General features: G+C 43.0%; 9 protein-coding genes and 1 tRNA gene. 4 read left to right on the top strand and 6 right to left on the bottom strand.

The features are described from left to right. Window positions 1-372: 372 nt before the first annotated feature. Window positions 373-448, bottom strand: a tRNA-Arg gene (locus tag VEZ01S_RS03300). A gap of 239 nt (window positions 449-687) precedes the next feature. On the opposite strand from VEZ01S_RS03300, the gene VEZ01S_RS03295 reads away from it, so the two are divergent. Together VEZ01S_RS03295 and VEZ01S_RS03290 are read left to right on the top strand one after the other, a co-directional pair. After that, the gene (locus VEZ01S_RS03295) at window positions 688-1,275 is read left to right on the top strand and encodes a YhgN family NAAT transporter (protein ID WP_021712582.1); all 588 of its coding nucleotides are present in this window, start codon (window positions 688-690) and stop codon (window positions 1,273-1,275) included. A 148-nt stretch (window positions 1,276-1,423) separates the two neighbouring features. After that, window positions 1,424-2,521, top strand: coding sequence for an alkene reductase (locus VEZ01S_RS03290; protein WP_021712581.1), 1,098 nt, complete (start codon window positions 1,424-1,426; stop codon window positions 2,519-2,521). A 143-nt stretch (window positions 2,522-2,664) separates the two neighbouring features. On the opposite strand, the gene VEZ01S_RS03285 is transcribed toward VEZ01S_RS03290, so the two are convergent. Beyond that, the gene (locus VEZ01S_RS03285) at window positions 2,665-3,789 is read right to left on the bottom strand and encodes a M20 family metallopeptidase (protein ID WP_021712580.1); all 1,125 of its coding nucleotides are present in this window, start codon (window positions 3,787-3,789) and stop codon (window positions 2,665-2,667) included. A gap of 59 nt (window positions 3,790-3,848) precedes the next feature. Then, window positions 3,849-5,216, bottom strand: a complete 1,368-nt coding sequence (gene dcuC, locus VEZ01S_RS03280) for an anaerobic C4-dicarboxylate transporter DcuC (RefSeq protein WP_021712579.1) — start codon at window positions 5,214-5,216, stop codon at window positions 3,849-3,851. A 480-nt stretch (window positions 5,217-5,696) separates the two neighbouring features. Between dcuC and cobO the strand changes: the two genes are divergently transcribed. Continuing rightward, window positions 5,697-6,293, top strand: coding sequence for a cob(I)yrinic acid a,c-diamide adenosyltransferase (gene cobO / locus VEZ01S_RS03275; RefSeq protein ID WP_021712578.1), 597 nt, complete (start codon window positions 5,697-5,699; stop codon window positions 6,291-6,293). Between the two features lie 96 nt (window positions 6,294-6,389). Here cobO and VEZ01S_RS03270 read toward each other — a convergent pair whose 3' ends face one another. From VEZ01S_RS03270 to apbC, 3 genes are all read right to left on the bottom strand, one after another. Continuing rightward, the gene (locus VEZ01S_RS03270; protein WP_021712577.1) at window positions 6,390-8,741 is read right to left on the bottom strand and encodes an AsmA family protein; all 2,352 of its coding nucleotides are present in this window, start codon (window positions 8,739-8,741) and stop codon (window positions 6,390-6,392) included. Between the two features lie 162 nt (window positions 8,742-8,903). Further along, entirely contained in the window at window positions 8,904-9,545 is a 642-nt protein-coding gene (gene udk, locus VEZ01S_RS03265; protein ID WP_021712576.1) for a uridine kinase, read from the bottom strand. Between the two features lie 142 nt (window positions 9,546-9,687). Further along, window positions 9,688-10,752, bottom strand: coding sequence for an iron-sulfur cluster carrier protein ApbC (gene apbC / locus VEZ01S_RS03260; protein ID WP_021712575.1), 1,065 nt, complete (start codon window positions 10,750-10,752; stop codon window positions 9,688-9,690). Window positions 10,753-10,990: 238 nt separating this feature from the next. Between apbC and metG the strand changes: the two genes are divergently transcribed. Then, the gene (metG, locus tag VEZ01S_RS03255; protein WP_021712574.1) at window positions 10,991-13,042 is read left to right on the top strand and encodes a methionine--tRNA ligase; all 2,052 of its coding nucleotides are present in this window, start codon (window positions 10,991-10,993) and stop codon (window positions 13,040-13,042) included. Window positions 13,043-13,104: the final 62 nt, after the last annotated feature.

The following is a 13,104-nucleotide window of genomic DNA, read 5'->3' as shown; positions in this document are numbered from 1 at the left end:
CTAGCACCTCTTTTTCGGTCAACTTGTTCTTGCTCATCGCATACAACCTGACAGGATATTTAGATTAGTTTCAGGAACGAATACGCTGAAACAAACCTCGGGGCATAAATAAGCTATTGGTATTGCTAGTTTGTAGAATTACGGATTAGCTGATAATAGACTCTCTTTTGGGCTAAAAAGTGAGGAATAAAAAAGCACAACCTTTAGTTTCTTGGTCGAACACTAAACAATAAAGATTTGGCACGACAAAAAACTGCTAATATTAAGGCTAGAGTGTTAAAGTAAGCCGAAACGAGAAAAGCACCCAAAAGCACCCAATCGAGAAAAGAATAGAATCTAAGATATTGAATTTTAAGATAAGTATATATGAAGTGGCGTCCCCTACAGGATTCGAACCTGTGTCTAAGACTTAGGAGGTCCTTGTTCTATCCAGCTGAACTAAGGGGACGTGAGCCTCTTTTTATCATAGCTTATGGCTTGGAACAATCTTCCAATAAACATCGGCTTATTTTTTAAACTAATACTGATAAAAGAGTGTCAATAATGGATTATTTTGGCTGATTCGCCGATAAAATTAATAATTCAGTGAGGTATAGGGAAATTGTCACTGATTCTTCTGTACAGAAGATAAGTTCCTGTTTCATAATCACGACCTTTCATGGGCCACCACTCTTTTCAGGACATCAAATGGATACTATATCTGCTGCGGTCATGCTTTTTCTTATTATGGACCCAATGGGCAACCTGCCTATTTTTAGTTCTCTTTTAAAACACATAGATAAAAAACGACGTCGTATAGTATTGGTTCGTGAGCTGGTTATTGCGCTGCTAGTGATGTTTCTTTTCTTATTTGCCGGGGATAATATATTAACCTTCTTGAGCTTAAATAAAGAAGCGGTGTCTATCTCTGGTGCCATTATTTTATTTTTGATCAGTTTAAAAATGATTTTTCCTCCAGAGGGTGGACTTGGGGCCAGTCTTGGTGCTGGTGAAGAGCCATTAATTGTACCTTTAGCGATTCCTTTAATGGCGGGCCCATCAATCATCGCCACATTAATATTGCTCGCTCACAAAGATCCAAGCCGAATGCTCGATTGGTCATTGGCTTTATTTGTCGCTTGGCTCGCATCTGCGGTGATTCTGATGTTCTCTGAATTGTTTGAACGCATTGTGGGTGAAAAAGGTCTACAAGCGATTGAACGATTAATGGGAATGTTGCTACTGATGATTGCAGTGCAGATGTTCTTAAACGGTGTTCAAAGCTATTTGGGCTAAGTGCTCGCCTCTAATACCGCACGCTAGCCCAAAATACATGGTCGATTATTGCAAAACATTCAAAAGTATTTTGTCTGTTTTGTACTTTATTGTAATAGTGCGGGCTGATAGTCTGAACTCAATTTCCAGATACCGTTAAGGGTTTTCTATGAGTTCTGCACTATTTCAATCTATCCAACTTGGCCACCTTACCTTAAAAAATCGTATTGTCATGCCACCGATGACACGATCTAGAGCCTCACAACCGGGCGATGTGGCCAATGAGATGATGGCAACCTACTACGCTCAACGGGCACAAGCAGGGCTTATTATCTCTGAAGGCACGCAAATCTCGCCTATGGGTAAAGGTTATGCTTGGACGCCGGGTATCTATAGCCCTGAGCAAATTGCAGGCTGGAAAAAAGTCACCGATGCCGTACACGCGAAAGGCGGCGCTATCTACGCGCAGCTTTGGCATGTTGGCCGTGTCACACACCCTGACAACATTGGCGGTGAGCAGCCTGTGTCTTCTTCTGCTATTAAAGCTGAAAACGTCAAAGTCTTTATCGACAATGGCACGGATGAGCCCGGTTTTGTCGAAGTGACAGAACCTCGCGAAATGACCACCAGCGATATCAAAGCCGTAGTAAAAGAGTTTCATCAAGCGGCATTAAACGCTTTGGAAGCAGGCTTTGATGGGGTCGAGTTACACGCTGCAAATGGTTACTTGATTAACCAGTTTATCGATTCGGAATCGAATAACCGCACCGATGAATACGGCGGTAGCCTAGAAAATCGTCTTCGTTTTCTTGATGAAGTGGTGAGTACGTTGGTCGATGCTATTGGCGCTGATCGTGTGGGTGTACGCCTTGCACCACTTACCACGCTAAACGGTACCGTTGATGCGAACCCTGAGCACACTTACACAGAAGCGGCAAAATTACTCGATTCGCACAATATTACTTATCTTCATATTGCCGAAGTGGATTGGGATGATGCTCCAGATACACCAAAATCCTTTAAAGTTGCGCTACGTAAGGCATTTAAAAATACGCTTATTTACGCGGGCCGCTATAAAGCCGAAACAGGCGCTACGGCTATTGAAGAAGGGCTTGCCGATATGATTGGTTTTGGTCGCCCATTTATTGCTAATCCAGATCTACCAGAGCGCATAAAAACCGGTGCACAGTGGGCTCAACACAACCCTGATACTTTATTTGGTGGCGGTGAAAAAGGCTTAACTGATTACCCTACTCTTAGCGAATAAAACGCTTATCGCACTGACACAAAAAGGCCTCTTATTCTGCGCAGAATAAGAGGCCTTTTCTATTAAATCAGCAAAATATTTCGATAAGTCGTTATCGCGTATTTTAACAAGCGAGAATGACCCGTTATTGACTGCTATTGGTATTAGAACCTATTAAGTACATTCACCAATAATTCAAGACGAGGGGCAATGGTATTAATCAATAGGTATTCTTTATCCGAATGCAGCCCCGCACCAGATGGACCAAAGCCATCTAAAGTGGCAATGCCCATATTGGCAGTAAAGTTACCGTCGGAGCCACCCCCTGCATTTTCCCATGCATACACTAGATTTAACTTATCAGCCTCGGCGCTGATCAGACGGATCAACTGCTCGGTTTCATCGGTTGGAATCATGGCCGGTTTAAACGCCAGACGTTTCACTGCGACACTCGCGCCCTCTTCAAAAGGGGACTGCGCCATTTTCAGCAATGTATTGTGAATAGCTTCTGCTTCTTCGTTGCTCCAAAAACGCAAATCAACAATCGCTTGAGCAAAGTCAGGCACCACGTTAACGGCTACCCCTCCTGTTATGGTCCCCACGTTCATCGTTGTGCCGGTCTCTAGGTTGACCATATCCTTAATGGCTAACGACCAGTGGCTTAGCTCATAAATTGCCGATACGCCATCTTGTAACGCGGAGCCTGCATGAGAGGCCACGCCATTAAACGTAAGCTCGTACTTTGCATTACCTTTGCGCGAACGAATTAAGTTACCGTTGGCTCGTGAGGCTTCACACACCAACACTCGTTTGCTTTTTAACGCTAATGATTCAACCCAGTGACGAGAATAACGAGAACCAATTTCCTCATCACTGTTTAATGCGACAACAATGGCTAACTTCTGTTTTTGTTCATCAGAGATCATTTGCAATGCATACCATGCGCTCAAAATACCGGACTTCATATCCGTCACACCTGGGCCGTAAATCTTTTCTTCATCACGGGTCAACGGACGCTTCGCAACGGTACCATCAGGAAAAACAGTATCCATGTGCCCGCACAACATCACATCGTAATGCTCCGCATTCGGCTTATTGGTGATTTCTAAACAAGGACCAGCATCATCGTGTACGGTATGTCTTTGTACATGAAAACCAATGCTTTCAAACATTGATGTTAACACATCAGCAACCTTGGCAATACCATGTAGGTTGTGGCTGCCACAATCAATATTGACTAGGCTCGCAAGCTGCTCGATATAGGTTTCAATATTTACAGAAATGGTCATATTACACCTCAAAAAAGCTCCCATGACCGAGAGCTTTTGTTAATGACTGATATTACGGATTAAACCGTCATTGGCACTAAATAAATGGTGCCGATAATCACGGTGGCTAAGCCACATAGCACAGGGACACTAGTGCGTTTTACCACCTCAAATGGACTGATTTTACCCATACCTGAAGTTGCTACAATCACGCCAGATACTGGAGAAATAGTACGGCCTAGATTAGACGCTTGTAGCATTGGAATGATTAGGAACGCTGGGTTAACACCCATTTTTGCCGCAAGAGCGGGGGCTAATTCTACAAACGCGTAGAAAGGAGCATTACCAGAACCTGTCGCAATAGCCGCTGCTACAGTTAAGCCCGTGAGCAATAGCATCAATGCAATGGCACCTGCCCCTGCGTGGTCGGCCAAATGAATGAGATGGTCAATTGCGCCAATCGACATTAAACCCTGCGCAAACACGCCTGCTGCCACCAATAGCATGACCACACCTTTAAATGCATCCGCCATACCCGCGTAACACGACTCAAGATCTTCAAGCGCCTGTTTACCGTCAAAGCGTCGCGTAATGTAGTGAACGACAGCGCCAATAAAGATAGACAATACCACTATGGTATAAATATCAAGGGATAAGCCCGGAATGGTACGGCCGTTAAATACAAAGACACCGAAGATAGGTAAGAAAGGCAATAAAGCGTAAAAGGCAGGCGCATCCACTTTCATTTCAGAAAGATCGACTTTTTCCATCGGAGTATTTTCTTTTTTATCTAAATACTTATTCCAAAAGAATGCCGCCGCAGCCATTACAATAATTGCGCAGAATGAAACAGGCAAAACCGTATTAAATGCAAATACATCAAGTGGCATATTTGATTTTGCTGCTGCCACGACCACATCCCCTGATGTTGGAGATAAAATAATAGCGGCAGGAGATGCACACACGGCAACCGCGGCTGGGCGAGAAATACCCATTGCCGTCATCATAGGGAATAATGTCGCCATTAATAACACGCCTAACCCCGTTGCCGAACTTACCGCTAATGACATTAAACATGCCACAATATAAGCTGCAACTAATAGAATATAAGGCGATTTAATAAAGGAAAGAGGTTTAGAAAACTGTTTCACGACTACATTGTTAGCACCAATATGGGTCATATAAGAAGCAAAACCACACAACAACATGATTTGTAGACCTAAGCCGCCACCTCGGTACTGAAGCATGTATTTCACGAATTCTAGGGCATCAGTAAACGTATTTCCTGTCGAAGCCACTTTCGCAGGCAATACGGTATGACCTAAGAAACCGGTCAGCAAAAGTAACGAAATACCCGCCGTTAATAAAACACCGGCCGCTCGATAACCTTTGATTATAAAATAACCAACGATTATGGTAATGACCAAACCAATAAGGAGCTCTAGCATATTAGTAAACCTTAATAACATCGAATTTGGCAACTAAGTTATCAAAGCTAAACTATTTAAAAAGAGGATTAGATCAATCTTAGATATATTTATGAATAATAAATTTTCATTTTGTTACCTTTATAGTCGTTTATTATTCAATGGAAACACCTTTATTTCATTGTGTTAACCGAACAAACCAAAGGCAAAAACATTTAAGATTAATACGGATCATAAAAACAACACTAATGCATTTAATCATCACAACATAATTTTACTATAATAGATGAGCATGTATACGCATAATATAAACAATCATATGCATAACTTAATTTAAATATTATTAATGAATGACTCCCTTTCTATTTAAATAAAAGATTATGCACTCAAATGCATTAATTCCAGTGACTAACTCCCGTGACTAATTGAAAATCTCCTCTTTCTGTCTGGGTAACACTGCGTGTATCATGGTTATCTATCAGGGAAATAATAGGAACAATCATGGCTCAAGATCAGGATCGTCATCAACAGCGTCAACAAAAACTCAAACAGCAAGTCGATGAGAGAATCGCCAACGCAACCGAAGAAAAAGGGCTATTGCTCGTCATCACGGGTAACGGAAAAGGAAAATCCACTTCTGGCTTTGGTACTGTTGCACGAGCCGTTGGACATGGATTTAATTGTGGTGTAGCGCAATTTATCAAAGGCACTTGGGAGAACGGTGAAAAGAACCTTCTTGAAAAGCTAGGAGTGACCTTTCATGTAATGGCAACAGGTTTTACTTGGGAAACTCAAAATAAACAAGCCGATACCGATGCCGCACAACAAGTATGGCAAGAGTGTAAAAAGATGCTGCAAGATCCAAACTTAGATGTGGTTCTGCTGGACGAATTGACGTACATGGTCACCTATGACTACATTGACCTAGAGGAGCTGCTGACGGCGCTTAACCAGCGTCCTAGCCATCAATCTGTAATTATCACAGGTCGAGCAGCGCACCGCTCCCTTATTGAACTTGCCGATACCGTGTCTGAAGTACGCAATGTAAAACATGCATTTGACGCAGGAATCAAAGCACGTAAAGGGATTGACTGGTAAAAATAAAAAACCAGAGATAAGCATTGCTTATCTCTGGTTCTTGTTCTTCCTACTAAATGGCTAGCGTGGCTCTAAGGCTGTTGTGCCTTGCCTTTGCTAGAATAATTTTTTCAGTAAAGAATCCGCCATTTTCTTGGTGTCATCATTACTCGCATTATCACCAAACAGTTTTTTCAAACCTCGCTCAGCTTCTTTCTTCGCTTTCTCTTCTAGCTTTTTCTTATTGCGCTCAAGCTCTTGTTTTTGTAGCGCGGCTAAATCTAGACTCACTTTAGGGTCTGTCCAACTGCCTTGTAAGCGCAAAGGAATCGTCACGTCGGCAAGATCATCAATACTGCCACCACCTTGCCCCTCTAAGGACCCAACAATGGATGTTTTCGATAATATGTCCATGGTTTCACTTAAATAATTGGCATTACCGGTAGCTTTAATGCGCAGTAATGGCGAGGCAACGGCAACATTTGATAACGTAGCCACCCCTTTATTTAATTTCACTAACGCATCCATAGCGCTAAAGTCGGTCTTTTTAGGCTCGTTTTCTGCCGGTACTTTTTCACCCTTGAACTTGGCGTAATTGGTGCGAATGATCTGCGCCACGTTAATGCCATTAATGGCGCCATCGGCAAACTTAACGGCAACGGTGCCCGCTAAGTGTTTTTTAAGCTCATCAGGAATTAAGCTTTTACCCGTAAGGTTAAGATCAATATTGCCGGTCCCTTCTAGCGTATTATTGTCCGCAACATCCACCAGCAATGGGCCAACCTTGACGTTATTCACTTTGGCATCAATGTCGTAACTGGCAACGGGTTGTTTAGCATTGACTCGCGCTTTCGCCTGAATACTGCCTTGATATAAATTGGCTTTTAGCGAACGTAAGTTAAACACTCCGTCCTTAATCGCAATATCGGCAAACGCCTTTTGCAACTTAGCGTTACTGGCTTGTAGCTTATCGATACTCATACTACCTGCGACATCCAACGTTTTTAATACTGATAAATCAGGTTCACTCGCCACGCTTTCTGTTGCCACTTCAGATGAATCTGACGATGGTTGAGCTGCCGCGCTAGCGTCAGTGGCATCATTGTTGCTGCCACCGCTCCACTCATCGACATTGATATTAGGGCTGTGCATTTTAAAGCGAACTTTAGGGATGGTCGTTAACTCAACATCTGTCGTGCCATCAAATTGCAGCGTATTAAACGACACTTTTCGCCACAAAAGAGAAAGCTTGTTTTTGAGCAGATCGAATTCAACATCCGAATCCACAGTGATACGAATCGGATTTTGTGGCAAAGCATCACCCGCCACTTTGCCTTTCACCGTTAACCCATCAACAATGACTTTTTCAATGTTCTGATCGACCATTAAGTTACCCATGGTGACGATGTTCGCATCAATATCCGACGCACGTCCTTTAACCGCGACTTGGAATGCGCCGCGTTGGCCTAGCCTAAATGAAGATAAACCAAGGGTGATAGACTCAAGATTGAGATCCTTACCTTTTAGCGGTGTCGCTAAGGCTAAGTTTTGAATAATAAACGTCGATAAATCACTTTGTAGCATTGCTTTGGTGGTGCTGGTGATATCGAATTGATTGCCGGCCACTTGCCCTTCAGCCAATAGAGAGATATTTGACCATGCGTCCAACTTAAAGTTATCTACTTTCACTTCAAAGCTGTCTATATCCACGTCGGGTTGAGAAAAGCTCCCTTCCAGCACAACGTCTCTAACTTGATAGTCAGTAAAGCGCGCATCTGTTTTCGCCTCGGCTTTACCCGATAGCGCAAATTTTTGCTGATTATTCACCCCAGAGAAACTAAATGTCATCGGCGTCCATTGATCAAATTTAAAGCTAGATACTTTTAAGTTCACTTTTTCCAATTTGGTATAGAGCTGATTTTTATCGTCTTTGATCTCTAGCTGTGCATTTTTGATGTTTGCACCTTTTAAAGAGATAACCCACGGGGTGCTATTTTGGTCTGTAGCTGAGGTTGTAGGGTCTTGCTTTGAAGAGTCTGGCGGTGTGGTTTGTGTGTCTTGTTCAGTAGAGTCTGTACTTGCGGTCAATGCGTCTAAATTACTGCTGCCATCGGCGCGGGTTTCAATATATATATGCGCCCCCGATAACGTCACATTGCCCACTTGTAATTCTTTGCTAAGTAAAGGAAGTACCGAAATGTCTAATGCGACTTCATCTACCTTCACCATATTGGGCGAACCAAAACCTTCGGGGTTACTTAACGTCGTCTTACCTAACGAGAAGCCTATCGAAGGAAAAAACTGCCAACCTATGTCCCCTTCAATGGCTAGATCAAGATTCGTTTGCTTTTTAGTTTGCTCGACAAGCATAGGTTTAAACTGATTTGGATCGACAAACACAAGTAGCGCTACGACCGCTAACACCACCAAAATAATAGGGGTGACAATAAATAGTGAAAGCTTCTTCATCTTTTCTTCCCTGTAACCTAATTGACTCAGCATTTGTCCATAACGTAAACGCCAAACACAAAAAATGGCACCTCTGTGCCATTTAATTCTTAACCATAATCTGGCGCTTGTATGTAGACAGCCAAAATAATTTTTTAAAACTGACAGCTACTAACTAAATTACTAAGATTTCAGTAATTTAGCAATATGCGCTTTTAACACATCAATCGCTATTCGGTTTTTCCCGCCACGTGGGACAATGATGTCGGCATACTGTTTCGAAGGTTCAATAAACTGTAAAAACATTGGGCGTACTGTTTTTTGGTATTGATCAAGCACAGAGTCCATTGTACGTCCACGCTCTTCTACATCACGCTTAACACGGCGCAGTAAACAAATATCCAGCGGTGTATCCATAAATACACTCGCATGCATAAGATCGCGCAATCGCTGATCGGTCAGCAATAAAATGCCTTCAAGAATAATGACCTTTTTCGGGTTCATTGTTTTGGTGTTGCTGGTACGAGTGTGCTCAGTATAACTGTACTCAGGTACTTCAACAGCCTTCCCTTGAACCAGTTGATTTAAATGTTCACACAATAAATCATGATCTAAAGCCTGTGGATGGTCGTAGTTGGTTTTTACACGCTCTTCCATGCTCAAATGACTTTGATCTTTGTAGTATCTGTCTTCCGTGATAACACCGATTTGATCTGGGCCTACCTTAGCACGCAGTTCGTTATATATAGTACTTGCAATCAGGCTCTTACCCGATGCGGATGCACCAGCGATACCGATGATGACACATTGATTATTTTCAGACATTAACTGATCCTAGCAAAACAGATATTAAACTGACCAAATTATAGGGATTGATAAACTTCGATACCAGAAATAAGCTCACAATCTCTCAAGGTTGCACATAAATTGAACGATATGCATCAAATGCCACACACGATTCCCACAATTATGTTACTTCAACAAAACTAATACGCTCAGCTTGCGGCACTCCATACCAAAATAGTCGACTTACGACCTGCTCAGCAAGATCGAAATAGCCCTGTGCTTGCGCAGCTGATTCTGGATTGACCACCGATGGAGTCCCCAAATCGATATCGCGACGAATGTTGGCGTGCAGTGGCAATTGTGCCAACACTGAAATTCCTTTTTCAGTGGCCAATTTAACCGCGCCACCACTACCAAAGATATCTTCATGGGAACCACAATGGCTGCAAATGTGATAACTCATATTTTCGATAATGCCCAATACACCCACGTCTGCTTTTTCAAACATGGCAATCCCTTTCACCGCGTCCGCTAATGCCAAGTCTTGCGGAGTGGTGACCACCAATGCACTGGTGAGGGGGATATCTTGTGATAACGTTAGCTGCAAATCACCCGTTCCTGGTGGCATGTCTATGATCAAATAATCCAGTTCCGGCCACTGTGTTTCTTTTAATAGTTGCATTAATGCTTTTGATGCCATCGGGCCTCGCCACACCGCTGCGTCATCACTAGAGATCAAGTAGCCAATAGATTGAGTAAAAACGCCGTGCGCTTGTAACGGTTTCATCCATTTATTATCAACCACTTCTAACGCTTGCCCTTTTGTTCCAAACATGAGTGGAATGGACGGCCCATAGACATCCGCATCCAGTATGCCTACCTTGGCCCCTTGGGCTGCGATCGCTAACGCCAAATTTGCAGTGGTGGTGGATTTCCCTACCCCACCTTTTGCCGATGTCACTGCAATGATGTTTTTAATTGACGTCAACGTGCTAGGGATTTTACTTTGCAGGGGACGCACACGCGCTGAAACATAAAACGTATATTCTTCCCATCCTTGCGGTGCATCGTTCTCAGATATCCAATGACCTACGGCTTGGGTGAGCGATTCCACCAAAAACGGGATCTCTACATCGATAGTTTTCTCTTTGTGACCCACAGTGACCACGCCCTGAGTTGCGGCCCATTGACTGGTTAAAAGTGGATGCTGAAACTGATTCAACCAAGTGTGTATGTCGTTATTCATCAATACGTCCTTTTGCTAATATGCATACATATTAGCGTTATTGTTGGCTCCGTTTAACCCATGAGTGAAAATGACCAGAAATAACCGGGGCAATTTAACAAAAATGCGACCAATATCCGCCCACTGCGCGAGTTGCAAAATAAAGTCAGTGTGATTTATCAGCGAGATCCTTTTCGTTACCGCTAGCTTACGGTAATATTAGCGGCTAGAAATTTATCCTATCTGCGAAAAGTTAAGTATGACTACTGAATTAAGAAAAATGCTCGTCACTTGTGCACTACCCTATGCCAATGGTTCTATCCATTTAGGTCATATGCTAGAGCACATCCAAGCTGATATCTGGGTGCGTTACCAACGCCTACGCGGTAACACAGTAAACTTTGTTTGTGCTGATGATGCCCACGGTACGCCAATCATGCTTAAATCTCAGCAGATGGGAATTACACCAGAAGAAATGATTGCTGGTGTCAGTGAAGAACACCAAAAAGATTTTGCCGGTTTTGACATTAGCTTTGATAACTATCACAGCACCCACAGTGAAGAAAACCGCGAACTGGCTTCAAGCATCTACCTAGAACTGAAAAAAAATGGCTTTATTTCTAGCCGCACTATTTCTCAGTTGTTTGATCCTGAAAAAGAAATGTTCTTGCCAGATCGCTTTGTAAAAGGCACTTGCCCGAAATGTAAATCAGAAGACCAATACGGTGATAACTGCGATAACTGTGGGGAAACTTACAGCCCAACAGAGCTTATCAACCCTAAATCTGCGGTTTCTGGTGCGACTCCGGTAATGAAAGATTCTGAGCACTTCTTCTTTGACTTGCCACAACTTGAAAGCATGCTAAAAGAGTGGACTCGCTCTGGTTCACTGCAAAGTGAAACGGCTAACAAGATGCAAGAATGGTTTGAATCTGGGCTGCAACAATGGGATATCTCTCGTGATGCTCCTTACTTTGGTTTTGAAATCCCTGGAGAGAAAAACAAATTCTTCTACGTGTGGCTAGATGCACCTGTAGGTTACATGGCGTCGTTCAAAAACCTATGTGGCAAACGTGACGACCTTGACTTTGATGAATACTGGAAAAAAGACAGCACTACTGAGCTTTATCACTTCATCGGTAAAGATATCGTGTACTTCCACAGCCTATTCTGGCCTGCAATGCTTGAAGGCGCGGGTTACCGTAAGCCTAACAACATTTTTGTACACGGCTATGTCACTGTTAATGGCGCGAAAATGTCTAAATCAAAAGGCACGTTCATCAAGGCCAGCACTTATCTAAATCACCTAGACCCAGAATGTCTACGCTACTACTACGCCGCGAAACTCAACAGCCGTATTGATGATCTTGATTTAAATCTAGAAGACTTCACTCAGCGCGTAAACTCTGATGTAGTAAACAAAATTGTTAACCTTGCCTCTCGTAACGCAGGTTTCATTACTAAGCGTTTTGCAGGTCAACTCTCTACAGAATTTGCAGAGCCTGCTCTATATCAAGAGTTTGCAGATGCCGCTGAACGTATTGCTGAGCTTTACGAAACTCGTGAATTTAGCCGCGCGATTCGTGAAATCACCGCTCTTGCCGATAAAGCAAACCAATACGTTGATGAGAAAGCCCCTTGGGTTGTGGCAAAACAAGAAGGTCAAGATCAAGCACTACAAGACATCTGTTCGGTTGGTATTAACTTGTTCCGCGTACTGATGACTTACTTGAAACCAGTGATGCCTGAGTTAGCAGAGCGCACCGAAGCCTTCTTAAACCAAGAATTGACTTGGGATGGCGTAGCAACTCCATTGACCAACCATGAAATCAGCAAGTTCAAAGCACTGTTTAATCGAGTTGACCCGAAAAAAGTTGAAGCTATGGTAGAAGCGTCAAAAGAAGATGCAGCGGCCGAAGCAGCAGCGAAGGAAAAAGCCGAGCAAGCGAAAACCGAAACTGAGCTAAGCAAAGAGCCAATTGCTGACGAAATCGAATTTGATGATTTTGCGAAAGTCGATTTGCGTATCGCGAAGATTGTTGAGTGTGAATCTGTGCCAAAAGCAAATAAATTACTAAGACTGGTATTGGACTTAGGGGGCGAAACTCGTCAGGTATTTGCTGGCATTAAATCGGCTTATAACCCTGAAGATTTGATTGGTAAACATACCGTAATGGTTGCCAACCTTAAACCTCGTAAAATGAAGTTTGGTATGTCGGAAGGCATGGTGTTAGCGGCAGGCCCTGGCGGTAAAGATCTTTGGATTTTAGAGCCACACGAAGGCGCACAACCTGGTATGCGCGTAATGTAACCCATTACTGCTACTGAATATAAAAATACCGGCTTTCAATGAGCCGGTATTTTTTTATCTCT

It is taken from the genome of Vibrio ezurae NBRC 102218 (genome assembly GCF_000467185.1).
GTDB classification, from domain to species: domain Bacteria; phylum Pseudomonadota; class Gammaproteobacteria; order Enterobacterales; family Vibrionaceae; genus Vibrio; species Vibrio ezurae.
This window is presented reverse-complemented; position numbering and strand designations above follow the sequence as displayed.

Bases quoted from the DNA above. Each gene is read 5' to 3' on its own strand.
- VEZ01S_RS03290 (WP_021712581.1), top strand. From the start codon at position 1,424: ATGAGTTCTGCACTATTTCAATCTATCCAACTTGGCCACCTTACCTTA.
- udk (WP_021712576.1), bottom strand. From the start codon at position 9,545: ATGTCTGAAAATAATCAATGTGTCATCATCGGTATCGCTGGTGCATCC.
- metG (WP_021712574.1), top strand. From the start codon at position 10,991: ATGACTACTGAATTAAGAAAAATGCTCGTCACTTGTGCACTACCCTAT.
- cobO (WP_021712578.1), top strand. From the start codon at position 5,697: ATGGCTCAAGATCAGGATCGTCATCAACAGCGTCAACAAAAACTCAAA.
- apbC (WP_021712575.1), bottom strand. From the start codon at position 10,752: ATGAATAACGACATACACACTTGGTTGAATCAGTTTCAGCATCCACTT.
- dcuC (WP_021712579.1), bottom strand. From the start codon at position 5,216: ATGCTAGAGCTCCTTATTGGTTTGGTCATTACCATAATCGTTGGTTAT.
- VEZ01S_RS03295 (WP_021712582.1), top strand. From the start codon at position 688: ATGGATACTATATCTGCTGCGGTCATGCTTTTTCTTATTATGGACCCA.
- VEZ01S_RS03270 (WP_021712577.1), bottom strand. From the start codon at position 8,741: ATGAAGAAGCTTTCACTATTTATTGTCACCCCTATTATTTTGGTGGTG.
- VEZ01S_RS03285 (WP_021712580.1), bottom strand. From the start codon at position 3,789: ATGACCATTTCTGTAAATATTGAAACCTATATCGAGCAGCTTGCGAGC.